The organism is Pseudomonas sp. DTU12.3 (assembly GCF_004124275.1).
Classification (GTDB): domain Bacteria; phylum Pseudomonadota; class Gammaproteobacteria; order Pseudomonadales; family Pseudomonadaceae; genus Aquipseudomonas; species Aquipseudomonas helmanticensis.
This window is the reverse complement of record NZ_CP027218.1, coordinates 1,674,615-1,698,291: the sequence shown is the minus strand read 5'-3', so window position 1 is coordinate 1,698,291 and position 23,677 is coordinate 1,674,615. Positions and strand designations below refer to the sequence as shown.

General features: G+C 60.0%; 24 protein-coding genes. 18 read left to right on the top strand and 6 right to left on the bottom strand.

Annotation, left to right across the window (positions count from 1 at the left end; genetic code table 11):
- Positions 1 to 71: 71 nt before the first annotated feature.
- Complete coding sequence (locus tag C2E19_RS07710; protein ID WP_129390113.1) at positions 72 to 794, bottom strand: OmpA family protein; 723 nt, start codon at positions 792 to 794, stop codon at positions 72 to 74.
- 89 nt (positions 795 to 883) lie between these two features.
- A complete protein-coding gene (locus C2E19_RS07705) occupies positions 884 to 1,579 on the bottom strand; it encodes an OmpA family protein (RefSeq protein WP_064120833.1) in 696 nt (231 codons plus the stop codon).
- A gap of 199 nt (positions 1,580 to 1,778) precedes the next feature.
- Between C2E19_RS07705 and C2E19_RS07700 the strand changes: the two genes are divergently transcribed.
- From C2E19_RS07700 to C2E19_RS07685, 4 genes are all read left to right on the top strand, one after another.
- The gene (locus tag C2E19_RS07700) at positions 1,779 to 2,276 is read left to right on the top strand and encodes a DUF6231 family protein (RefSeq protein ID WP_129390110.1); all 498 of its coding nucleotides are present in this window, start codon (positions 1,779 to 1,781) and stop codon (positions 2,274 to 2,276) included.
- 4 nt (positions 2,277 to 2,280) lie between these two features.
- Entirely contained in the window at positions 2,281 to 2,757 is a 477-nt protein-coding gene (locus tag C2E19_RS07695) for a YchJ family protein (protein WP_129390107.1), read from the top strand.
- A 116-nt stretch (positions 2,758 to 2,873) separates the two neighbouring features.
- Entirely contained in the window at positions 2,874 to 3,368 is a 495-nt protein-coding gene (locus tag C2E19_RS07690; protein WP_129390104.1) for an LEA type 2 family protein, read from the top strand.
- The gene (locus C2E19_RS07685; RefSeq protein WP_008083915.1) at positions 3,365 to 3,574 is read left to right on the top strand and encodes an SEC-C metal-binding domain-containing protein; all 210 of its coding nucleotides are present in this window, start codon (positions 3,365 to 3,367) and stop codon (positions 3,572 to 3,574) included. The genes C2E19_RS07690 and C2E19_RS07685 overlap by 4 nt, the downstream gene beginning before the upstream one ends.
- A 408-nt stretch (positions 3,575 to 3,982) precedes the next feature.
- Here the strand turns inward: C2E19_RS07685 and C2E19_RS07675 are convergent, their stop codons facing one another.
- Positions 3,983 to 4,540 (bottom strand): cysteine hydrolase family protein, encoded by a 558-nt coding sequence (locus C2E19_RS07675; protein ID WP_129390098.1) that lies wholly within the window; start codon positions 4,538 to 4,540, stop codon positions 3,983 to 3,985.
- 146 nt (positions 4,541 to 4,686) lie between these two features.
- Between C2E19_RS07675 and C2E19_RS07670 the strand changes: the two genes are divergently transcribed.
- From C2E19_RS07670 to pdeM, 11 genes are all read left to right on the top strand, one after another.
- Positions 4,687 to 5,331: a glutathione binding-like protein gene (locus C2E19_RS07670; protein ID WP_129390095.1), complete on the top strand. Its 645-nt coding sequence runs from the start codon at positions 4,687 to 4,689 to the stop codon at positions 5,329 to 5,331.
- A gap of 191 nt (positions 5,332 to 5,522) precedes the next feature.
- Positions 5,523 to 7,973: a penicillin acylase family protein gene (locus C2E19_RS07665; RefSeq protein WP_129390092.1), complete on the top strand. Its 2,451-nt coding sequence runs from the start codon at positions 5,523 to 5,525 to the stop codon at positions 7,971 to 7,973.
- Between the two features lie 163 nt (positions 7,974 to 8,136).
- A complete protein-coding gene (locus C2E19_RS07660) occupies positions 8,137 to 9,171 on the top strand; it encodes a ligase-associated DNA damage response exonuclease (protein WP_129390089.1) in 1,035 nt (344 codons plus the stop codon).
- Positions 9,168 to 10,856, top strand: a complete 1,689-nt coding sequence (locus tag C2E19_RS07655) for an ATP-dependent DNA ligase (protein ID WP_129390085.1) — start codon at positions 9,168 to 9,170, stop codon at positions 10,854 to 10,856. Before C2E19_RS07660 ends, C2E19_RS07655 begins: the two co-directional genes overlap by 4 nt.
- Positions 10,857 to 11,229: 373 nt before the next feature.
- On the top strand, positions 11,230 to 12,012 hold the full coding sequence (locus tag C2E19_RS07650; RefSeq protein ID WP_129390082.1) for a transporter substrate-binding domain-containing protein: 783 nt from the start codon (positions 11,230 to 11,232) through the stop codon (positions 12,010 to 12,012).
- A gap of 56 nt (positions 12,013 to 12,068) precedes the next feature.
- The gene (locus C2E19_RS07645; protein WP_129390079.1) at positions 12,069 to 12,797 is read left to right on the top strand and encodes an ABC transporter permease; all 729 of its coding nucleotides are present in this window, start codon (positions 12,069 to 12,071) and stop codon (positions 12,795 to 12,797) included.
- A complete protein-coding gene (locus tag C2E19_RS07640; RefSeq protein WP_129390076.1) occupies positions 12,794 to 13,504 on the top strand; it encodes an ABC transporter permease in 711 nt (236 codons plus the stop codon). The genes C2E19_RS07645 and C2E19_RS07640 overlap by 4 nt, the downstream gene beginning before the upstream one ends.
- Positions 13,505 to 13,517: 13 nt before the next feature.
- Positions 13,518 to 14,636: a succinylglutamate desuccinylase/aspartoacylase family protein gene (locus tag C2E19_RS07635; RefSeq protein WP_129390074.1), complete on the top strand. Its 1,119-nt coding sequence runs from the start codon at positions 13,518 to 13,520 to the stop codon at positions 14,634 to 14,636.
- 13 nt (positions 14,637 to 14,649) lie between these two features.
- Positions 14,650 to 15,414 (top strand): ABC transporter ATP-binding protein, encoded by a 765-nt coding sequence (locus tag C2E19_RS07630; protein ID WP_034154958.1) that lies wholly within the window; start codon positions 14,650 to 14,652, stop codon positions 15,412 to 15,414.
- 168 nt (positions 15,415 to 15,582) lie between these two features.
- On the top strand, positions 15,583 to 18,072 hold the full coding sequence (locus C2E19_RS07620; protein ID WP_129390071.1) for a ligase-associated DNA damage response DEXH box helicase: 2,490 nt from the start codon (positions 15,583 to 15,585) through the stop codon (positions 18,070 to 18,072).
- The gene (gene pdeM / locus C2E19_RS07615) at positions 18,069 to 18,725 is read left to right on the top strand and encodes a ligase-associated DNA damage response endonuclease PdeM (RefSeq protein ID WP_129390068.1); all 657 of its coding nucleotides are present in this window, start codon (positions 18,069 to 18,071) and stop codon (positions 18,723 to 18,725) included. The genes C2E19_RS07620 and pdeM overlap by 4 nt, the downstream gene beginning before the upstream one ends.
- A 116-nt stretch (positions 18,726 to 18,841) precedes the next feature.
- Here pdeM and C2E19_RS07610 read toward each other — a convergent pair whose 3' ends face one another.
- Positions 18,842 to 19,051 (bottom strand): hypothetical protein, encoded by a 210-nt coding sequence (locus C2E19_RS07610; RefSeq protein ID WP_129390065.1) that lies wholly within the window; start codon positions 19,049 to 19,051, stop codon positions 18,842 to 18,844.
- Between the two features lie 107 nt (positions 19,052 to 19,158).
- Positions 19,159 to 19,725 (bottom strand): dCTP deaminase, encoded by a 567-nt coding sequence (gene dcd / locus C2E19_RS07605; protein ID WP_129390062.1) that lies wholly within the window; start codon positions 19,723 to 19,725, stop codon positions 19,159 to 19,161.
- A 354-nt stretch (positions 19,726 to 20,079) separates the two neighbouring features.
- Here dcd and C2E19_RS07600 point away from each other — a divergent pair, with 354 nt between their 5' ends.
- Positions 20,080 to 20,289, top strand: a complete 210-nt coding sequence (locus C2E19_RS07600; protein ID WP_002554837.1) for a cold-shock protein — start codon at positions 20,080 to 20,082, stop codon at positions 20,287 to 20,289.
- A 152-nt stretch (positions 20,290 to 20,441) separates the two neighbouring features.
- Here the strand turns inward: C2E19_RS07600 and C2E19_RS07595 are convergent, their stop codons facing one another.
- Positions 20,442 to 21,449: a DUF481 domain-containing protein gene (locus C2E19_RS07595; RefSeq protein WP_129390059.1), complete on the bottom strand. Its 1,008-nt coding sequence runs from the start codon at positions 21,447 to 21,449 to the stop codon at positions 20,442 to 20,444.
- 164 nt (positions 21,450 to 21,613) lie between these two features.
- Here C2E19_RS07595 and C2E19_RS07590 point away from each other — a divergent pair, with 164 nt between their 5' ends.
- Together C2E19_RS07590 and C2E19_RS07585 are read left to right on the top strand one after the other, a co-directional pair.
- Positions 21,614 to 21,967, top strand: coding sequence for an MGMT family protein (locus tag C2E19_RS07590; protein ID WP_129390056.1), 354 nt, complete (start codon positions 21,614 to 21,616; stop codon positions 21,965 to 21,967).
- Positions 21,968 to 22,010: 43 nt separating this feature from the next.
- Positions 22,011 to 23,570, top strand: coding sequence for an AmpG family muropeptide MFS transporter (locus C2E19_RS07585; protein WP_129390053.1), 1,560 nt, complete (start codon positions 22,011 to 22,013; stop codon positions 23,568 to 23,570).
- The last annotated feature ends 107 nt before the right edge of the window (positions 23,571 to 23,677 follow it).

Genomic DNA, 23,677 nt, shown 5'->3' with positions numbered 1-23,677 from the left:
GCCCGCCAAATGGCTGCCAAACGACGAGGGTCGTCGCCCGGCAGCTCTAGCCCGCGGACTACAGACGCGTCCTAACGATTGATGTGCAACTCGACGCGACGGTTTTTCGCGCGGCCCTCATCGGTTGCGTTATCCGCCACCGGTTCACTCTCGCCACGACCCTCGCTGGTGAGTTTGTTCGGTGCCAGGCCCTGGCTCAGCAAGTACGCGGCGACACTGCTCGCACGGCGTTCCGACAGTGCCTGGTTATAGGCATCCGAGCCCTTGCTGTCGGTATGGCCGACAACCTTGATGCTCACCACATCGGCGTTACGCAGTTTGTCCATCAACGTATCGAGCTGGGCTTTCGCCGACGGGGTCAGGTCGGACTTGTCGAAATCGAACAGCACGTTGCCGGCATCGCTCAAGGTGATGACTTCCGTCTGCGGCGCTGGCTCCGGTACTTTTTCCGTGACTGGATATTGCGGCAATGGGCAACCACGGTGATCAACCGGAGTATTGGCCGGGGTATCCGGGCAACGGTCGCGGCGATCGAATACGCCGTCGCCGTCTTCATCGCCGTCCTGGGCATAACAGATCAGTCCGCCGGTAAGAATCCCCAGCGCTGCGCCGCCACCGGCCCAACCGCCACTTTCAATGGCGCCGAGACCGCCACCGACCAGCCCGCCGATAAGGCTGCAGATCGGCCACGTACGTTGATTGAGGGGTGCCGTGCCATCGCTGTGGGTGGCGCAACCGGTGAGCAAGCTGCCTAGCAGCAGCACCGGCAAGACGGACCTTGAGAATACAGTCATTGTAAAAGCTCCTGTGTCACCGGCCCATACCGGTTACACAGGAGTAAAGACCCGCATCCGCGACTGCACAAGCCGCGGATGCGAGAGGTCTAGCGGACGATTTTGATTTCGGTACGACGGTTTTGCGCACGACCGTCAGCGGTTTTGTTGTCGGCAACAGGCTGGCTTTCACCCAGACCGGACACCGAAACGAAGCTGGCGCGCGGCACACCCTGCTGGATCAGGTATTCCACCACCGAGTGCGCACGACGATCCGACAGTTTCTTGTTGTAGGCATCGCTGCCGACGCTGTCGGTGTGACCGGTCACGGTCAGTTGTGCAGTCGAGGATTCCTGTTTCAGGCGAGTGGCGACTTTGTCGAGCACCTGTTTGTCAGGGCCGGTCAACGTGGCTTTGTCGAACTGGAAGTGAACATCACGGATGACAATGGTTTCTTCCTTGACCACTACAGCTTCTTCGACCACGGGTGCAGGCGCTGGTGGAGGGCAACCGTCAGCGTCGACTTGCACGCCTTTAGGCGTGTGCGGGCACTTGTCGCGGCTATCCGGCACACCGTCGCCGTCTTCGTCGCCATCACCGTGCACCCAGCAATAAGCCGCTGCCGTACCACCGACCAGCAACGCGCCGTAGCCGGCCCATGCCGAACTTTCGGTGGCGCCGAGACCAGCGCCGACCACGCCACCGACCGCCGCACAGGTCGGCCAGTCGGTTTTTTGCAAACCTGCGCAACCAGTCAACACACTGGTTAGCAGAATCAAAGGTAATGCTGTCCGAACTATGCTCATCTGGTTTTCTCCTGAGGGATCGGCTTAGAACCGATTCAGGGAGTAAAGACCGGAGTTTTAATCTCCGCCAGCAATAGGCCACTGCCGTTTGCGACCGTGTTCACAGGACTTTGGCGCTTTTGCCGGAAACCGGCGTCACAGGGCTCTTTGCCGGGACATTCAGGCAGGCTAGTCTTGGCGGTCTGATTGAGGAGCTTCGATGAACGTCGCCATTTCTTCCCGCACGCCGCAACAGGCGTTGGCCGCTTTGCTGGATCGCTACGCCCCGGCGCGTCTGCTGCTGATCGGCGCCAGTGAGTTTCCGGCGTTGAGTGCCTTTAAAGCGGCGCACCCGGATACCGTCGTCGCTCACGCCGCGCCCGGCGCCTTGCCTGCCGAACTGGCGGCGCAGCGTTTCGATCTGGCGCTGGTGGTCGATTGCCTGGAACATTTGCCCAAGCGCGATGGCCTGAATCTGTTGGGTGGGATTCGCAATCTGAACGCCAGCCGCATCGCGGTGCTGGCAGATCTGTCGGCTTGCGGCTGGCAGGAAACCGATTTCTATTCGCTGGCCCTGCAAGCCAGCGAACGTTTTCAACGCGACGATCAAGTGTTGACCCTGTTCACCTACGATCTGCTTGACTACAAACAAGTCCCCGACTGGCTCAACTCACGGTTCTGGGCCAATCCGGAAAATTTCGGGAAATACTGGTGGTAATGCGATGAGTACAGCCATTTGCCCCTGCGGCAGCGGCAATCTGCTGGATGCCTGCTGCGGCCATTATCACGAAGGCCATCCGGCCCCGTGCGCCGAAGCCTTGATGCGTTCGCGCTACAGCGCGTATGTATTGGGCCTGATCGACTATCTGGTGGCGACCACCCTGCCCGCTCAGCACGCGGGGCTGGATCGGCAGTCGATCAGCAACTGGAGCGCGCAGAGCACCTGGCTTGGTCTGGAGGTCGAGAGTTCGGAAGTGTTCGGCGGTCAGCCGGAACATGCCTTCGTCACCTTCACTGCACGCTGGCACGACAGCCAGGGCGAACACAGTCACCGCGAGCGCTCATCGTTTGTGCAGAACGCCGGGCGCTGGTATTTCATCGATCCGACGGTGCAATTGAAGCTGGGGCGCAATGACAGCTGCCCGTGTGCCAGTGGGCAGAAGTTCAAGAAGTGCTGTGCGGGGTATTTTGGTGCTTGAGGATCAAGATCAAAAGATCGCAGCCTGCGGCAGCTCCTACATGATGCGTACCCTGTAGGAGCTGCCGCAGGCTGCGATCTTTTAGCGTCTAGACTGGCACCAAAGGGAGTTAAACCATGCTCGGTCGTCGGCGCACCTGCCAATGCTTCATTATGATGCTGATCCTGAACCTCGGCGGTTGCGCCTCATGGTTCAGCGACGACAGCGTCGACCCCGCCGTGCACCTGGTGAAAGTCGAGGTGGTGCGGGCGAAATTGCTCGAACAGAAATTCATCCTGCACTTTCGCATCGACAACCCCAACGACAGTGACCTGACCGTGCGCGGCCTCGAATACCGCATTCATCTGGCCGACATGCTGCTGGCCGACGGCGAGCACGAACACTGGATTACCGTCGCGCCGAAAAGCAGTTCGTTCTACAAAGTGCCGATCCGCACCAACCTGTGGCCGCAGGTCAAGGAAGTGGTGAAAATGCTGAAAAATCCACACCAGCAGATCCCCTATCGCCTGCAAGGGGAAATGGAAACCGGTTTATTCATCGCGCACTACGTGCACCTTGAGCGCAATGGCGTGATAATCCCCGCCGATTTAATTCCGGAGCAACACCGATGACCCAGCAACCTCATGTCCATGGCCCTGACTGCAACCACGATCATGATCATGACCATCATCACGATCACGACCACGGCCATGTTCACGGCCCGAACTGCGGCCACGCCCACCAGGAACCGGTGCGCAACGCCCTGAAAGACGTCGGCCGCAACGATCCTTGCCCATGCGGCAACGGCAAGAAATTCAAGAAGTGCCACGGCGCTTGATGCTCCGGGCGAAGACCTTCTTCGCCTGACCTGCCGCCTTCGCGAGCAGGCTCGCTCCCACAATTGATCTGCACCGAACACATTTTTTGTGAACATCCGCAGCCCCCGTGGGAGCTGGCTTGCCAGCGATGGGGCCGGCATCTCCAACATTGATGTCGGCTGACACTGCGCTATCGCTGGCAAGCCAGCTCCCACAGTTGAGCGGGTTTCGTCAGTTGGAATGCAATCCCCCTGTGGGAGCGAGCCTGCTCGCGAAGGGGCCGGCACATTCAACATCGTTGGCGTCTGACAGACCGCTATCGCGAGCAGGCTCCCTCCTGCAGGTGAGCGGGTTTCTTCAGTTGCAATGCAATCCCTTGTGGGAGCGAGCCTGCTCGCGATGGCGGCGGCATATTCAACGAAGGGTTTTCAGCCAGCCACCAGAATCTGCGCAGCACTGACCACCGTCGCATACTCCCCGTGCAAATTCCCCAGCGACATCCCGTGCACCTCCTCAGCCGTGCGCAACGTACCAAAATAATCGGCCTTGTCGAAGGTAAAGCACGCGTCCTCCACCACCCACGCATCGAACCCCAGATTGCCCGCCGTACGCGCCGTTGACTCCACTGAGTTGTTCGTCGCCACACCGACGATGATCAATTGCGAGATGCCTGCCTCGCGCAACCGGGCCTCTAACCCCGTGGCACAAAACGCATCCGGCACCTGCTTCTGAATCAGCCACTCCCCGTCCTGCGGCAAAAACCGCTGCTGAAACTCCACGCCTTCCTGCTCAGGCCAAAACACCGAATCCGGCTCGCGGGACAAATGCTGAACATGAATCACCGGCCGTCCGCTACGCCGCCAAAGCCTCAGCAGATCGAGGATTCGCGCTTCCGCCTGGGGGTTATTGCGCCGCCCGAGACGCGGCTGCAGGATGCCTTTTTGCTGGTCGATGATGATCAGTGCAGCGGTGGCCTGAAGCTCCATGGCAATTTTTCTCACGCGGGGTCATTGAATTCTGCGCAGTTCAGCATCACCTCTTCTCACTAAGCAAGCTATCCAACGCACACAGGATGACCTGACGCCGGCGTTTGCTGTCCGCACGCACGTCCCTTTCAGTTTTGGAGTTTTCCATGATCGACCTGTATTACTGGACCACCCCCAACGGCCACAAGATCTCCCTGTTCCTCGAAGAAGCCGGCCTGCCGTTCAACCTCCACCCGATCAACATCAGTCAGGGCGAGCAGTTCCAGCCGCACTTTCTGAAAATCGCCCCGAACAACCGCATCCCGGCCATCGTCGATCATCAGCCTGCCGATGGCGGCGAGCCGTTGTCGCTGTTCGAATCCGGGGCGATTCTGTTGTATCTGGCGGAGAAAACCGGCCAGTTCCTGCCCAAGGATCTGCGTGGCCGGCAAACAGCGCTGCAATGGCTGTTCTGGCAAATGGGTGGTTTGGGGCCGATGGCCGGGCAGAATCATCACTTCAGCCAGTTCGCGCCGGAGAAAATTCCTTACGCGATCAAGCGCTACATCGATGAGACGGCGCGTCTGTATGGTGTGTTGAACAAGCAATTGGCCGATAACGAATTCGTTGCCGGCAGCGAATACAGCATCGCCGACATGGCGATTTATCCGTGGATCGTCTCGCACAAGTGGCAGAGCCAGAACCTTGAGGACTTCCCGCATGTGCAGCGCTGGTTCAATCACATCAAGGATCGCCCGGCGACAGTGAAGGCGTATGCGCTGGTGCAGAAGGTCAATCCGCCGAAGGCTTGATTGAAGGGTAAAAGATCGCAGCCTGCGGCAGCTCCTACATTGGAATGCGTATCCCTGTAGGAGCTGCCGCAGGCTGCGATCTTTTCCATTCGACAGAAATACACAAATAACCCCTGCCCCCGCTTGCGCGGCATCCTCCTGCTCACTAACGTAGCGCCTTTACTGACGCTACCCCCCGCAGGAGCTTTGCCATGGCCTCGCCAGCCCTCACACATTTTCTTCCCCGGTTCGGCGTTGCCGCAGCAGTGGCCGGTGTTTTGAGCCTGTCCGGTTGCCAGACCTGGAACACTCAGGACACCCTCCCGCCCACCTCCGGCGTGCAACCGCTCAAGGGGCTGGCGCAGAACGTTTCGGTGCGACGCAATGCCATGGGCATGCCGTTGATCGAAAGCAATACCTTCCACGACGCGCTGTTCAGCCTCGGTTATGTGCACGCCAGCGACCGCATCAACCAGATGGTCACCCTGCGCCTGTTGGCTCAGGGCCGTCTGGCGGAAATGTCCGGCGCCTCCATGCTCGACGCCGACCGCTACATGCGCGCGGTCAACCTGAAAAAAAGCGCCGGCGAGCTCTATAAAGCGTCGTCGCCACGCCTCAAGCGTTTCTTCGAAGTCTATGCGCGCGGCGTCAACGCCTACCTGTTCCGCTACGCCGACAAGCTGCCGGGCGACCTCGCCTCCAGTGGCTACAAGCCGGAATACTGGAAACCAGAAGACTCGGCGCTGATTTTCGCTTTGCTGAACTTCAGCCAGTCGGCCAACCTGCCGGAAGAAATTTCCTCGCTGGTGCTCGCGCAAACCGTGACCACCGACAAGCTCGCCTGGCTGACCCCGTCCGCGCCTGACGAAAACCTGCCTCTGGCCGAGGCCGACAAGCTGCAAGGCATCAAGCTCAACGGGCAGATCCCGGGGCTGACCGAACTAAGCAACGCCAGCCAGCAACTGGCAGCGCTGAACCTGCTGGGCACGCCGTCGGCAAATAACTGGGCAATCGCCCCGCAACGCAGCCGTAGCAGCAAAAGCATTCTCGCCAGCGACGCCCATGGCCCGCTGGCCGCACCGTCGCTGTGGAGCTTCGTGCAGATTCGCGCGCCGAAATATCAGGCAGCGGGCGTCACCGTCGCCGGTTTGCCGATGGTGCTGGGTGGCTTCAACGGCAAAGTGGCGTGGAGCATGACCAGCGTGCTCGGCGACAACCAGGACCTGTTCCTGGAAAAAATCCGCCGCCAGGGCAACAGCCTGACCTACGAGGTCAATGGCAAATGGCAGCCACTGACCGTGCGCAACGAAACCTATTTCGTCAAAGGCCAACGACCGATTCGCGAAGCGGTGTACGAAACCCGCCATGGCGCGCTGCTCAATAGTGCGCAAGCAGCGGCGCAGGGCAATGGCTTCGGCCTGGCCTTGCAGACGCCAAGCTTCACCGACGACAAGTCGCTGGACGCGTTTTTTGACCTGACCCGCGCGCAAACCGTGGAACGTGCTTCGGATGCCAGCCGCGAGATCCGCGCCATCGCGCTGAATCTGGTGTTCGCAGACGCGAGCAATATCGGCTGGCAAGTCACCGGACGTTTCCCCAATCGCCGTGAAGGCGAAGGCCTGCTGCCATCGCCGGGTTGGGAAGGTCGCTATGACTGGGACGGTTACGCCGATCCGATGCTACACCCGTACGATCAGGATCCGGCACAGGGCTGGCTCGGCACCGCCAACCAGCGGGTCATCCCGCATGGCTACGGCATGCAGTTGTCGAACTCCTGGGCTGCGCCGGAACGTGGTGAACGCCTGGCGGAACTGGCCGGCAGCGGCAAGCACGACAGCCGCAGCGTGATCGCCATGCAGTACGACCAGACCAGCACTTTCGCCGCCAAGCTGAAGAAGATGTTCGAAGCACCGGGGATGAAGCAATCGCTGAAACAAGCGATCGATGCTTTACCGGAAGCCGATCGCAGCAAGGCGCGTGAAGCGTTCACCCGCTTGATGGCGTTTGACGGCAAGCTCAGCGCGACGTCGGCCGATGCGGCGATCTACGAGCTGTTCCTGCAGGAAAGCATGAAACAGATTTTCCTCGACGAACTCGGCCCGCAATCCAGCCCGGCGTGGAAGGCGTTTGTCGCCAATGGCGACTTGTCCTACGCGGCGCAGGCCGATCATCTGCTCGGTCGCGAAGACAGTCCGTTCTGGGACGACATTCGTACGCCGAACAAAGAAGACAAACCGACCATCCTCGCGCGCAGTCTTGCCGCCGCAATCACCGCCGGCGACAGCCAGTTGGGTGGCGATCACCGTGCCTGGCAATGGGGCAAGCTGCACACCTACCAATGGACCAATGCCAATGGCCAGAACGTGCGCGGGCCGCTGGCGGCAGGTGGCGATCACACCACGCTGAACACCGCGGCGTTTGCCTGGGGTCAGGACTTCACCACCACCCGTGCACCGTCGATGCGCTTCATCGTCGACTTCGGCCAGGCCGAGCCGCTGATGGGCCAGAACGGTACAGGGCAATCGGGGAATCCGGTGAGCCCGAATTATCTCAATGGCATCGATGCGTGGCTGAAGGGGCAGTACGTCGGCCTGCCGATGCAGCCGCAGAATTTTGACCGGGTATACGGCAAAGCGCGTTTGACCCTTACTCCCGGCAAGTAACGGCAAGATCAAAAGATCGCAGCCTGCGGCAGCTCCTACACAGATCAATGTAGGAGCTGCCGCAGGCTGCGATCTTTTGCTTTTTAACCCCGCGAAAAAGCCGATAGAACTTCCGCCCCAGCGCCAGCCTCATAGCTAACAAGCCCCCCATTCTGGTAACGACATGGACCTTGTTATCGCGCGCCCGGAAGGTTTGTACTGCCCCGCCGGGGATTTCTACATTGACCCGTGGCGCCCCGTCGAGCGTTCGGTGATTACCCATGCCCACGGCGATCACGCGCGTACCGGGAACCAGCATTACCTGGCCAGCAGCGCCAGCGAAGGGATTCTGCGCGCGCGACTCGGTCAAGACATCAACCTGCAAACCCTCGCCTACGGTCAGCGCCTGAGCCATCACGGCGTCACCCTGAGTTTTCACCCGGCGGGTCACGTCCTCGGTTCGGCACAAGTGCGTCTTGAATACGGCGGTGAAGTCTGGGTTGCGTCCGGCGATTACAAAGTCGAGCCGGACGGCACCTGCGCGCCGTTCGAACCGGTGCGCTGCCACACCTTCATCACCGAATCGACCTTCGGCCTGCCGATCTATCGATGGCAGCCGCAGGCGCAGACCTTCGCCGAGATCAATCAGTGGTGGGCGGCGAACATCGCTGCCGGCAAGGCCAGCGTGCTGTTCTGCTATTCATTCGGCAAGGCCCAGCGGATTCTGCATGGCATCGATGAAAGCCTCGGCCCGATCCTCAGCCATGGCGCGGTCGAGCCGCTGAACCGGGTCTACCGCGAGGCCGGGGTGTATTTGCCAGCGACGATCTATGCCGGTGACGTCGCCAAAAACGATCCGCGCATGCGTGAGGCGCTGGTCATTGCCCCGCCCTCGGCGGGAGGCAGCAGCTGGATGCGGCGTTTCGGCGATTTCAGCGATGCGTTCGCCAGTGGCTGGATGCGCTTGCGCGGCACGCGACGGCGGCGCGGCGTCGACCGTGGCTTCGTGCTTTCCGATCACGCCGACTGGCCCGGGTTGCTCTGGGCGATCGAACAAACCGGCGCCGAACGGGTGATGGTCACCCACGGTTCGATCGGCGTGCTGGTGCGTCATCTGCGCGAGCAGGGTCTGGATGCGCAAGGCTTCAACACCGAATACGGCGATGACGAAGAAGACAACATCGCCGCCCAGCCAACCATCGCCGAGATGCCCGCATGAAGGCCTTCGCCGAGTTGTACGCCGAACTCGACGCGACCACGTCGAGCAACGCCAAACTGGCGGCGATGCAGGCTTATTTCGCCCAGGCGGCACCGCAAGATGCGGCGTGGGCAGTGTATTTCCTGTCGGGCGGCCGGCCTCGGCAACTGGTGCCGGTGCGCATCCTGCGCGAGATTGCCGTGAACATGTCCGGCCTCGAACCCTGGCTGTTCGAGGAGAGTTATCAGGCTGTCGGCGATCTGGCGGAGACCATTTCGTTGGTACTCCCGGAAAATCTGCACAGTTCTGAAGCCGGCCTTGCGCAATGGATCGAAGACAAACTGCTGCCGTTGCGCGGTGAAACGCCAGAATTTTTGAGCAGGCAACTCCCGGCGCTGTGGGCGCAACTGGATCGTTCAAGCCTGATGCTGTGCATCAAACTGATCACCGGCAGCTTCCGCGTCGGCGTGTCGAAATTGCTCGTCACCCGTGCGCTGGCGTCGATGGCCGGTCTGGACAGCAAACGCGTGGCGCAGCGGCTGGTCGGCTACACCGACCTGTCCAATCGCCCGAACGCTGCCAGTTATCTGAAACTGATTGCCCCTGAATCCGCCGACGAGCATGCCCAGCGAGGAGGCCAGCCTTACCCGTTTTTCCTCGCCCACGCGTTGTCGCAACCGGTTGAAGAATTCGAAGCGTTGATCGGGCCGGCCAGCGATTGGCAGATCGAATGGAAGTGGGATGGCATCCGCGCACAAGTGGTCAAGCGCGACGGCAAGTTGTGGGTTTGGTCGCGCGGAGAAGAACTGGTCACCGAGCGCTTTCCCGAACTGGATGTGCTGGTTCACGGGCTGCCCGATGGCACGGTGATCGACGGCGAAATCGTCGTGTGGAAAAGCACTCATCCCAGCACCGAAGATGCCTTCGATCCGCAATCCAACGAACCGCCAGCGGTACAGCCGTTCGCCCTGTTGCAGCAGCGCATTGGCCGCAAAACCCTCGACAAAAAAATTCTCGAAGAAGTGCCGGTGGTGGTGCTCGCCTACGACTTGCTGGAATGGCAAGGCGAAGACTGGCGCAATCAACCGCAGGCCAAACGCCGCGCGCAACTGGAAGAGGTCATCGCTCGCTGTAACAGCCCGGTGCTGCTGCCCTCGCCGGTGCTGACCGGCAGCGACTGGTTCGACCTTGCCCGCCAGCGCGAGGCCTCTCGGCGCTTGGGTGTGGAAGGCATGATGTTAAAGGCGCGTGACTCGCTATACGGTGTTGGCCGTACCAAAGACATGGGCGTGTGGTGGAAGTGGAAAGTTGATCCGTTCAGCGTCGATGCCGTGCTGATTTATGCGCAACGCGGCCATGGGCGCCGCGCCAGTTTGTACAGCGACTACACCTTTGCGGTGTGGGATGGTCCGCCGGAGTCGAGCCAACGGGCGCTGGTGCCATTCGCCAAGGCTTATTCCGGGCTGACGGATGCGGAGATGCGTCAGGTCGACAGCATTGTGCGCAAGACCACGGTGGAGAAATTCGGCCCCGTCAGTAGCGTGAAACCGAGCCTGGTATTTGAGTTGGGGTTTGAAGGCATCGCCCTGTCGCGGCGGCATAAGAGCGGAATCGCCGTGCGCTTCCCGAGAATGCTGCGCTGGCGGCAGGATAAGACCGTCGATGAAGCGGACAGCCTCGCCACCCTGCAAGACCTGCTGGCCTGACCCCTTCTCAGGCGATAAATAAACCCCTGTGGCGAGGGGATTTATCCCCGTTGGGCTGCGAAGCGGCCCCCTGCAATTTCACTGGAAAACCGCATACTCAGGTTTTGCGACTGCTTCGCAGCCGAACGGGGATAAATCCCCTCGCCACAGGGAAATCATATTCCGCAAACCTGGGGTTTGATCCGAAAGGGTGCAACGAAATCGCAATGCCCATTTCCGGGCATTCCATCCCCCTCGCCGCCCCCCGCCCAACCTTTTAAAACACTTGTTCGGGACTCTGGTTCGGAAATTGCTACTTTCTATAGGTCGTACGCGTTCCAGTAACAATAATTCTGCGCCACAAGCGCTCATATTGGTTCTTAGGGATTGAATAATGAAAAAAGCATTGCTGACCCTTTCTGCACTGGCGTTGTGCATGGCCGCTGGCTCCGCGCTGGCCAAGGAATACAAAGAGCTGCGCTTTGGCGTTGACCCTTCGTACGCACCGTTCGAGTCGAAAGCGGCCGACGGCAGCCTAGTGGGCTTCGACATCGACCTGGGCAACGCGATCTGCGCCGAACTGAAGGTCAAGTGCAAGTGGGTCGAAAGTGACTTCGACGGCATGATTCCGGGCCTCAAAGCCAATAAATTCGACGGTGTGATCTCGTCGATGACCGTGACCCCGGCCCGCGAAAAAGTCATCGACTTCTCCAGCGAGCTGTTCTCCGGCCCGACTGCCTACGTGTCGAAAAAAGGTTCCGGTATCACCGCCGACGTCGCTTCGCTGAAGGGTAAAACCGTCGGCTACGAGCAAGGCACCATTCAAGAAGCCTATGCCAAAGCCGTGCTGGACAAGGCCGGCGTGAAAACCCAGGCCTATCAGAACCAGGATCAGGTGTACTCCGACCTGACCTCCGGCCGTCTCGACGCTGGTATCCAGGACATGTTGCAAGCCGAACTGGGCTTTTTGAAGTCGCCACAGGGCGCCGACTATGACGTCAGCAAGCCAGTCGACAACGAATTGCTGCCAGCCAAAACCGCTGTCGGTATTAAGAAAGGTAACACTGAGCTGAAGGCGCTTTTAGATAAAGGTATCAAAGCGTTACACGACGACGGCAAATACGCCGAGATTCAAAAGAAACACTTTGGCGATCTGATTCTGTACAGCGGCAAATAATGCCTCGGCGCCCATCTTCGATGGGCGCCTTTTCCATCCGCTCAGGTTGCTGATTTATGTTCGAAACCCTCCTGCAAAATCTGGGGCTCTCCGCCTTCAGCCTCAAAGGCTTCGGTCCGTTGCTGCTGGAAGGCACCTGGATGACCATCAAATTATCGGCGTTGTCGCTGCTGGTGGCCGTGTTGCTCGGCCTGATCGGCGCCAGTGCCAAACTGTCAAAAATCAAATTGGTGCGCTTGCCCGCCCAGCTCTACACCACGCTGATTCGCGGGGTGCCGGACCTGGTGCTGATGCTGTTGATCTTCTACAGCCTGCAAACCTGGCTGACGACGCTGACCGACTACATGGAATGGGAATACATCGAGATCGACCCGTTCAGCGCCGGGGTGCTGACCCTGGGCTTCATCTATGGCGCGTATTTCACCGAAACCTTCCGCGGCGCGATTCTCGCGGTGCCGCGCGGTCAGGTCGAAGCCGCCACGGCGTACGGCCTCAAACGCGGCCAGCGCTTTCGCTTCGTGGTGTTTCCGCAAATGATGCGCTTTGCCCTGCCAGGTATCGGTAACAACTGGATGGTGATGCTCAAGGCCACCGCGCTGGTGTCGATCATTGGCCTCGCCGATCTGGTCAAAGCCGCGCAGGACGCCGGTAAAAGCACTTATCAACTGTTCTACTTCCTGGTCCTCGCCGCCTTGATCTACCTGCTGATCACCAGTGCTTCAAACTTCATTCTGCGTTGGCTCGAACGCCGTTATGCCGCCGGTTCCCGGGAGGCCGTACGATGATCGAACTCTTGCAGGAATACTGGCGCGCCTTCCTTTATACCGATGGCCAGAACATCACCGGGCTGGCGATGACGATGTGGCTGCTCAGCGCTTCGATCTTCATCGGTTTCCTGGTGTCGATTCCGCTGTCGATTGCCCGCGTTTCGCCGCACTTCTACATTCGCTGGCCGGTGCAGTTCTACACCTACCTGTTCCGGGGCACGCCGCTGTATATCCAGTTGCTGATCTGCTACACCGGGATCTACAGCCTCGCCGCCGTGCGCGCGCAGCCGATTCTCGACAGTTTCTTTCGCGACGCGATGAACTGCACGATCCTCGCCTTCGCCCTCAACACCTGCGCTTACACCACGGAGATTTTTGCCGGGGCGATCCGCAGCATGAACCACGGCGAAGTCGAAGCGGCCAAGGCTTACGGCCTGACCGGCTGGAAACTGTATGCCTACGTGATCATGCCCTCGGCGCTGCGCCGTTCGTTGCCGTATTACAGCAACGAAGTGATCCTGATGCTGCACTCGACCACCGTGGCTTTTACCGCGACCATCCCCGATATCCTGAAAGTCGCGCGGGACGCCAACTCGGCGACCTTCCTGACCTTTCAGTCGTTCGGCATCGCCGCGCTGATCTACCTGACCATTACCTTTGCGCTGGTCGGCCTGTTCCGCCTTGCCGAACGCCGATGGCTGGCCTTCCTCGGGCCGACTCACTAGGACAACACTGCAAATGCGCCACCTGATCCATGACTTGCTGGCCCCGCTGCCGGGGACCGCACGACAGATCCACAGCTTCCACTTCGGCCCGGAACAGGCCAAGGGCAAGGTTTACATTCAGTCTTCGCTGCATGCCGATGAACTGCCGGGCATGCTCGTCGCCTGGCACCTCAAGCAGCGTCTGACAGAGCTGGAAGCCGCCGGGCGCCTGCGCAGCGAAATCGTGCTGGTGCCAGTGGCCAACCCGGTCGGCCTCGAACAGGTGCTGATGGACGTGCCACTGGGACGCTACGAGCTGGAGAGCGGGCAGAACTTCAACCGCTGGTTCGTCGACCTCAGCGAGGAAATCGGTAATGCCATCGAAGGCAAGCTGAACGATGATCCGCAGCACAACCTCGAACTGATCCGCAGCCATCTGCGCGACGCCCTCGCCCGCCAGACCGCCAGCACCCAACTGCAATCGCAGCGCCTGACCCTGCAACGCCTGGCCTGCGATGCCGACATGGTGCTGGACTTGCACTGCGATTTCGAATCGGTGGTGCACCTCTACACCACGCCCGAAGCCTGGCCGCAGGTCGAGCCATTGGCGCGTTATATCGAGTCGCAGGCCAGCCTTTTGGCCACCGATTCCGGCGGCCAGTCGTTCGACGAATGCTTCACGCTGCTGTGGTGGCAATTGAAAGAACGCTTCGGCGAACACTTCGAGATTCCGCTCGGCAGCTTCTCGGTGACCGTCGAGTTGCGCGGCCAAGGTGACGTCAATCACCCAATGGCCAGCCGCGACTGCCAGGCGCTGATCGACTACCTGATCCAGTTCGATGCGATCGTCGGCGAGACCAAACCGCAGCCGCCATTGCCGTATCCGGCCACCCCGCTGGCCGGCGTCGAACCGGTGACCACGCCAGTTGGCGGCTTGCTGGTGTACTGCGTCACCGCAGGGCAATACCTGGAAGCCGGCCAGCAAATCGCCGAAATCATTGACCCGATCAACGACAAGGTCACCCCCATTCATTGCACCGCCGCCGGCCTGCTCTATGCCCGCTCGCTGCGGCGCATGGCCACTGCCGGCATGGTCATCGCCCACGTGGCGGGCGCCGAAGCCTATCGCAGCGGCTACCTACTTTCGCCTTGAGGATGTTCGCCCCATGTACAAACTGACCGTTGAAGGCCTGCACAAAAGCTATGGCGACCATCAGGTGCTCAAAGGCGTTTCGCTCAAGGCCAAGACCGGCGACGTGATCAGTCTGATCGGCGCCAGTGGCTCGGGCAAAAGTACCTTTTTGCGCTGCATCAACTTTCTCGAACAACCCAACGACGGGGCGATGAGCCTCGACGGCCAGGCGATCCGCATGGTCACCGACCGCCACGGCATGCACGTCGCCGACGCCGATGAACTGCAACGCCTGCGCACCCGGTTGGCGATGGTTTTCCAGCACTTCAACCTGTGGAGCCACATGACCGTGCTGGAAAACATCACCATGGCCCCGCGCCGGGTGCTGGGTTGCAGCAAACAGGAAGCCGACGACCGCGCCCGACGTTATCTGGACAAGGTCGGCTTGCCGGCACGGGTGGCGGATCAATACCCGGCGTTTTTGTCGGGCGGTCAGCAGCAACGCGTGGCGATTGCCCGGGCGTTGGCGATGGAGCCGGAAGTGATGTTGTTTGACGAACCGACTTCAGCGCTCGATCCGGAGTTGGTCGGGGAAGTGTTGAAGGTGATTCAAGGTCTGGCTGAAGAAGGCCGCACCATGATCATGGTCACCCACGAGATGAGCTTCGCCCGCAAGGTTTCCAGCCAGGTGCTGTTCCTGCACCAAGGCCTGGTGGAAGAAGAAGGCGCTCCCGAGGATGTGTTGGGCAACCCTAAAAGCGAACGCCTCAAGCAATTCCTCAGCGGCAACCTGAAGTAACGCCTCACTCATGTAGGAGCTGCCGCAGGCTGCGATCTTTTGATCTTGTTTTTTACAATCAAAAGATCGCAGCCTGCGGCAGCTCCTACAGGGGTTCGCGTTGTTTTTAAACCTTTCGCTGGTCAGCGTGGTCACTGGAATTACACCTCCAGAGCGCGCGCAGCCGGCATGGCGAAATATCCCGACCACGCAAAAACCTGGTTCAGCGCCCGCGACTGGAAGCCGTTCGCCTTTCAGAAGCAGGTCTGGGCGGCGGTCAAACGCGGAGAATCCGGGTTGCTGCATGCCAGCACCGGTGCCGGTAAAACCTATGCGGTGTGGTTCGCTGCACTCAACCGTTTCGCCAAACCCGCTGCCATCGTTGAAACCTCGCGCAAGCGCAAACCACCGGCCGAACCGTTGACCGTATTGTGGATCACGCCCATGCGCGCCCTCGCCGCCGACACCGCGCGCGCTCTGCAAACCCCTGTCGATGATTTGCAAATACCGTGGAGCATCGGTCTGCGCACCGGTGACACCAGCAGCAGCGAACGCGCGCGCCAAAGTCGACGCCTGCCGACCGCGTTGATCACTACGCCGGAGAGCCTGACCTTGCTCCTGGCCCGAGCCGATGCGCAGGTCGCGCTGTCGACGCTGCGGATGATCGTCGTCGACGAATGGCACGAACTGCTTGGCAACAAGCGCGGTGTGCAACTGCAACTGGCCCTCGCGCGTTTGCGGCGCTGGCAACCGGATCTGATTGTCTGGGGCGTGTCCGCCACGCTCGGTAATCAATCCCACGCCGAGGAAGTACTGATCCCACAGGGCGGTGGCATCAGTGTTCAAGGGCAAAGCGAAAAATCGCTGAAGGTCGACACCCTGATCCCACCGTCCATCGAGCGCTTTCCGTGGGCCGGACACATCGGCTTGAAAATGCTGCCACAGGTGGTCGCCGAACTCGACGCCTGCGCCAGCACGCTGGTGTTCACCAACACACGAGCGCAGTCGGAGATCTGGTATCAGGCGCTGCTCGAGGCACGACCGGATTGGGCCGGATTGATCGCACTGCATCACAGTTCTCTGTCTCGCGACACCCGCGACTGGGTCGAGAAAGCCTTGAAGGATGGCCTGTTGAAAGCCGTGGTCTGCACCTCGAGCCTGGATCTGGGCGTGGATTTTCTGCCGGTTGAGCGTGTGCTGCAAATCGGCTCGGCCAAAGGGGTCGCGCGGTTGATGCAACGCGCCGGGCGTTCGGGCCATGCACCCGGGCGTATCTCTCGCGTGACGCTGGTGCCGACCCACAGTCTTGAATTGATCGAAGCCGCAGCTGCCCGCGACGCGGTCGAGCAACGGCGCATCGAACCACGCCTGTCGCCGCATAAATCGCTGGATGTGCTGGTACAGCATCTGGTCAGCATGGCTCTCGGTGGTGGATTTTTGCCGGATGAGTTGTACGAAGAAGTCCGTACTACGTGGGCTTATCGCGATCTGACGCCTGCGGATTGGGCGTGGGCGCTGGCTTTCGTACGCCACGGCGGGATGTCTCTGACAGCCTATCCGGATTATCGCCGGGTCGAACCGGATGAACATGGCGTCTGGCGTGTACCGGATGCGCGTCTGGCGCGGCGCCACCGCATGAGCGTCGGGACCATCGTCAGCGATGCCAGTATCAACCTGAAATTCTGGAGCAAGGGCGGCGGCGGTAAACAGCTGGGCAGCGTCGAGGAAGGCTTTATCGCGCGGCTCAAACCTGGTGATGGATTTCTGTTCGCCGGGCGTTTGCTGGAGTTGGTGCGCGTGGAAAATATGACCGCTTACGTCAAACGCAGCAGCGTGAAAAAAGCGGCGGTGCCGCGCTGGAATGGCGGGCGGATGCCACTTTCCAACGAATTGGCGCAAGCCGTGGTGGCACGCTTCAGTGCGGCCGCAGAAGGTGAGTTCATTGGCGCGGAAATGCAGGCGCTGCGACCGCTGCTGGAGACTCAGGCGCGTTGGTCGGGGCTGCCGACCGTTAACAACCTGCTGGCGGAGGTGCTGAAATCCCGCGAGGGCTGGCATCTTTTCCTCTATCCGTTCGCCGGGCGGCAGGTGCATCTGGGGCTGGCGAGTTTGCTCGCCTGGCGCGTCAGTCAGCGCCAACCGGTGACCTTCTCGATCGCGGTAAATGATTACGGTCTGGAGTTGCTCAGTGCGACGCCGGTGGATTGGTCGAAACAGCTCAACGCTGAACTGCTCGATCCTGCGCATCTTTTGGCTGACATTCTGGCGAGCCTCAATGCTGGCGAACTGGCTTTGCGGCGTTTCCGCGAAATCGCGCGAATTGCCGGGCTGGTGTTCGCCGGCTACCCCGGCGCCCCGAAAAGCACCCGACAGGTGCAGGCTTCGAGCGGACTGTTCTTTGAAGTATTCAAACAATATGACGCGGACAACCTGTTGCTCGCCCAGGCCGGGGAAGAAGTCCTACGCGAAGAGCTGGATATTCGTCGACTGGAACAGACGCTGGAGCGCATCAACCGGATGAAACTGGACGTGCAGCAGATCAAACGTCCTACGCCGCTGGGCTTTCCGTTGCTGGTGGAGCGAATGCGCGAAAGCATGAGTTCGGAAAAACTCGCCGACCGGATCAGGCGCATGGTCGGTGATCTGGAAAAATCGGCCGACAAAGGCAAACGCCTATGAATACGCCTTATCCCGTAAGGCTGGCCGGGGAAGAGCTGTGGCTGCTGCCGGAAAAAGCCCTGTACTGGCCCGCGCAACAAGCGCTGCTGATCGCCGATGTGCATTTCGGCAAGGCCGCGGCTTACCGCAGCCTCGGCCAACCGGTTCCGCAAGGCACCACGGCGAGCAATATCGCGGTACTTGATCGCCTGCTGGCAACGCTGCCCTGCCGGCAACTGATATTTCTCGGGGATTTCCTGCATGGCCCAGGCTCTCATGCGGCGGGCACCTTGGGCGCCTTGGCGCAATGGCGCGCACGTCACGTTGATCTGCCGATGACGCTGATTCGCGGCAATCATGACAAGCGCGCGGGGGATCCCCCGGCGGCGCTGAACATTCGAGTGGTGCCGGAGCCACTATTGTTGGGCCCATTCGCTCTGCAGCATGAGCCGGAGCCACATCCTGAGCGGCATGTGCTGGCCGGGCATGTGCATCCGGTTTATCGCCTGCACGGCAAGGGCCGCCAGAGTTTGCGGCTGGCATGTTTCAGGTTGGGTGAACGCATCAGTCTGATGCCGGCGTTCGGCGCGTTTACCGGCGGTTATCCGGTCGAGAGGGATGACAGCTGCAAAATCTTTGTCATCGGCGATAACGAAATCTGGCCAGTCAGCTGATCCGCCCCTCAACCCTGTAGAAGCAAGCTTGCTCGCGAAGGCGTTCGCCCATTCACCCAAGATGAAAAAGACAGACGGCTTCGCGAGCAAGCGTTGCTCCTAGAGAAGCACAAGCATCAGGCCACTGGCGCCGGTGGTGGCTCATCCGGCAGGGTCGGTTCGCCCGGTTCGGTCGGCTGTTCGTTGGGCGTGTCGGGATCGGGCTGACCGGGAATTCCACCGGCCATGCTCAAGGATGGTTGTGCCAACAAGGACCAGGCCAATACGCCAACCTGATTGGGCTCAAGCCTTGCCAGCTCGGCAGTGATATGCGGGTCGATCTTCATGGAGCACTCCTCGGCGAAGGCCCGCTTTGCCAGAAACAAAAACGGGCAGTACACCCCATAGAGTGTCTGCCCGCCAAAGAATTCCCGACATCCGCCGGATGGACGAATCAGGTACGCGGCAGAGTCACGCCACGCTGGCCCTGGTACTTGCCGCCGCGATCCTTGTAGGAAACTTCACATTCCTCATCGGATTCGAGGAAGAGCATCTGCGCCACGCCTTCGTTGGCGTAGATTTTTGCCGGCAGGTTGGTGGTGTTGGAAAATTCCAGGGTCACGTGACCTTCCCACTCTGGTTCGAGCGGAGTGACGTTGACGATAATGCCGCAGCGCGCGTAGGTGCTCTTGCCCAGGCAGATGGTCAATACATTGCGCGGAATGCGGAAATATTCGACGGTGCTGGCCAGTGCGAACGAGTTCGGCGGAATGATGCAGACATCGCTGTGGACGTCGACAAAGCTGCCCGGATCGAAGTTTTTCGGGTCGACGATCGACGAGTTGATGTTGGTAAACACCTTGAAATGATTGGTGCAACGCACATCGTAGCCGTAGCTCGACACACCGTAGGAGATCACTCGGTTGTCGTCGTTGCCACGCACCTGGCGCTCAACGAACGGCTCGATCATGCCGTGTTCCTGCGCCATGCGGCGAATCCACTTGTCCGATTTGATGCTCATGGCGGGGTGTCCTGAATAGCGAGGTGGAAAAATTCTGTCCGGCATCTTACCGGGCGCGCCGCCGGGTTCAAAGTGCGGGCTGCAATTCTCGCCGATCCCCCATGATTTACGCGGTCTGGCGACGAACCGTCACACCGTCGATCCCTAAATCTCAGAAACCTTCGCAAGAAGCATTGGCACGTCTCGGAAAAAGGGTTAAGGTGGCGCCACTGTGCTGCTTGTGTCACTGAGAATCTCTACACGATATGTTGAATTTCGATCCAACCATCTACAAGAATTTTTCCTGCTCTTTGCACTCAGTCTCGGCCAGGGTTCTTCCTGAGTCGCAGTTATCTTTGTTCAAGGAGTTACACCATGTCTAATCGCCAAACCGGTACCGTTAAGTGGTTCAACGATGAAAAAGGCTTCGGCTTCATCACTCCACAATCCGGTGACGACCTGTTCGTTCACTTCAAAGCTATCCAATCCGACGGCTTCAAAAGCCTGAAAGAAGGCCAACAGGTTTCTTTCATCGCTACCCGCGGTCAGAAAGGCATGCAAGCTGAAGAAGTACAAGTTATCTAACTTGTAGCTTCTTTAGAAAAGAGCCTCGCCCTTAAAAGCGGGGCTTTTTTGTGGGCGTCTGTTTTTCAGGCGCAAAAAAAATCGCAGCCTGCGGCAGCTCCTACATTAATCCCTGTAAGAGCTGCCGCAGGCTGCGATCTTTTGCTTGTGCCTTACCAGGCCACGCCAAACCCTGCGGTGTATCGGGTTTTGTTCAAGTCAGCATCGTTGGTGCCGCTGATGATATCGCGCTCAGCCTTGAGGTTCAGCGACGCCCAGTCAGTGACCTTGTAGCGCAAGCCCATCTCGGCATCCAGCGCATAGTCAGCCACGCCGGACAACGGCTTGCCGATTTCACCGTTAGTGAAGAACTCGACCTTTTTGCCGATCAGGTAACGGTTGTAGTCCCACTTCATCGCGACCGAGTAGAAGTTGTCCTTGCCGCCATCGCTGTACTCGTAATCGGTACGGTTGAGCAGCGAGCCCAGCGAGAACGCACCCAGCTCGTCATCCCAGAACTGATAACCCGGACCGGTACCGACCACGCGCTGACGGGACAACTCTTCGACGTAATCACGCTTGTAATTCAAACGCCCCTGCCAGAACCATTTGTCCGTCAGGAAGCGGTCGAGGGAGTATTCGGCGCGCCAGTTGTTGGTCGTGACTTCGTCGTCCTGCACTTCGCGGTTGTATTCGCCTTCGGCGGTGTGGCGCCAGCGGCCATGACGAGCAGACGTCTTGAAGCCAACGTCGTAGTCGTCGGTGTCCTTTTCGGCGCGCTGATAATCGAGCGCCATATCGACATTACCCTTCCAGACCAGATCCTCGACCACCGGTTTCGGCTTGAGAATCTGCTGAATGCTCGCCAGCTCGACCGTTCTCGGTGCTTCGCCATTGGCCAGGGTGACCTTGCCGTCTTCAGCGGCGGTCAGCGATTTCGACACCTCTCCGGTGTAAGCGTCCTGCTTGACCAGCAAATGCTGATCACTGTCCAGAGTCTTGACCTCTTTCCAGTCAATCGTGACGGCACCGGCATACTTGGTCTGGATCAACAGCTTACCGCCATCGAACACGGTGATTGTGCCGCTCAACTTGTCACCGTTCTTCAACCAGACGGTGTCGGCAAGCAGGGGCGTAGACGCACTGAAAACAGCAAGGCACAGCAAGGTTCTGGACAACATAAGCGAATCGAGGGCTCAGGTTTGCGAAAAAAGGTCGGCATTATCCGTAGGAATAAGACCCTGACAAGGACTGACCGGACTATTTCTATTGAGTTCATTTCTCAACAGCGCGGCGACGGATTACCCTTAAACGAACATCACGCCGAAGTTCAGGAACCACGCCCGTGACAGACCCGACCCACGAAGCTGACAGCGAAGCGCAAATCCGACGCACGGCGCTCTACTCGACCCTCGCGCAAGTGCCCGAAGGTAAAGTCGTCAGTTATGGCCAGTTAGCCGAACTCGCCGGATTGGGGCGCGCCGCGCGCTGGGTCGGACGCACCTTAAGCCAGTTGCCTGGCGATACCAAACTGCCCTGGCACCGCGTATTGGGCGCCGGCGGTCGGATCAGCCTGCCGCTGGGCACACCCTCAGGCGATGAACAACGGGCGCGATTGCGCACGGAAGGCATCACCGTCCGGAATAATCGTGTGGATATTCAGCGTCATGGCTGGCGTCCGGTAGAGCACAGCGGTTAGAGTGCGCGCTTTGTTTTCGCAATCTTGAGGCAGACTTCAGCCCATGCCCCGTAAAACCTGGCGCGCCGCGCTCGCCGCCTATGCCAGTCCTTCGACGCTCGTGCTGTTGCTGCTCGGTTTCGCCGCCGGCCTGCCGTACATGCTGGTGTTTTCGACGCTTTCAGTCTGGCTGCGTGAAGCGGGCGTCGCCCGTGAAACCATCGGTTACGCCAGCCTGATCGGTCTGGCCTATGCGTTCAAATGGGTCTGGTCACCGTTACTCGACCAATGGCGCCTGCCGTTGCTCGGCAAGCTTGGCCGTCGCCGCTCGTGGCTGGTGCTCTCACAGGTGCTGGTGATCCTCGGCCTGATCGGCATGGGTTTCTGCGATCCGCAGAAACACCTGTCCTGGCTGATCGCCATTGCCGTTGTCGTCGCTTTCGCCTCTGCCACCCAGGACATTGCGGTCGACGCCTATCGCCTGGAAATCGCCGAGGACAACCGTCAGGCCGCCCTCGCCGCCAGCTACATGTCCGGTTATCGCGTCGCAGCCCTGCTCGCCACTGCCGGAGCACTGTTTTTCGCTGAAGGCTTCGGCTCTACCGGCTTCAACTATAAACACACGGCCTGGACCGGCACTTACGTGCTGTTCGGCGCATTGATGGTGCCCGCGCTGCTGACCACGCTGTTCATGCGCGAGCCACCCGTGCCGCTGCGCACCCAACTGCAGGCCGGGCGCTACACCTTCATGCATCAATTGATGTCGGTGTTCGTGCTGATCGTCCTGCTGGTGTCCGTACCGGCGATGTTCACCCAACTCTACAACACCGACTTCGCCAGCGTGCTGTTCGGCGGCATGAGTCCGCTTGACCTGCTGCTCGAAGACCGCGCCTTCCTGCGCGCCATTCTCTATACGCTGCTGACCGGTCTGTGCCTGTCGACCATGGGCCGCCGCGGCCTGGCGCCGGTACTGACGCCAGTCAACGACTTCATCCTGCGTTACCGCTGGCAAGCGCTGTTGCTGCTCGGCCTGATCGCCACCTATCGAATGTCGGACACGGTGATGGGTGTCATGGCCAACGTGTTCTATATCGACCAAGGCTTCACCAAGGATCAGATCGCCAGCGTGAGCAAGATCTTCGGCCTGATCATGACCCTCGTCGGTGCAGGCATGGGCGGTCTGCTGATCGTGCGTTTCGGCATTCTGCCGATTCTGTTCATCGGCGGCGTAGCCTCGGCGGCGACCAACCTGCTGTTCGTGATGCTGGCCGACATGGGCCCGAACCTGCAGATGCTGGTAGTGACCATTTCCCTCGACAACTTCAGCTCGGGCCTCGCCACGTCGGCGTTCGTTGCCTATTTGTCGAGCCTGACCAACCTGAAGTTCTCGGCGACGCAATACGCCCTGCTCAGCTCGATCATGCTGCTGCTGCCACGTCTGATGGGCGGCTATTCCGGGGTGATGGTCGAGAAGTTCGGGTATCACAGCTTCTTCCTCATCACCGCCCTGCTCGGCGTACCGACCCTGGTGCTGATCGCCCTGCACTGGTTCCAGGAAAGCCGCCGCGCAGGCCCGACACCAACGCCCGAGCCGGTCCCGACGCCGGTGGCGGAAGAATCGTAAGACGTTTCCTCAACGGCGGGAGGAATCCCGCCGTTGAACCTCTCCACCGGCCGCACGCCTGTACGTCAGCAAAACTCGCCGGTACACTGCTCCGTCATTTCCAGTCA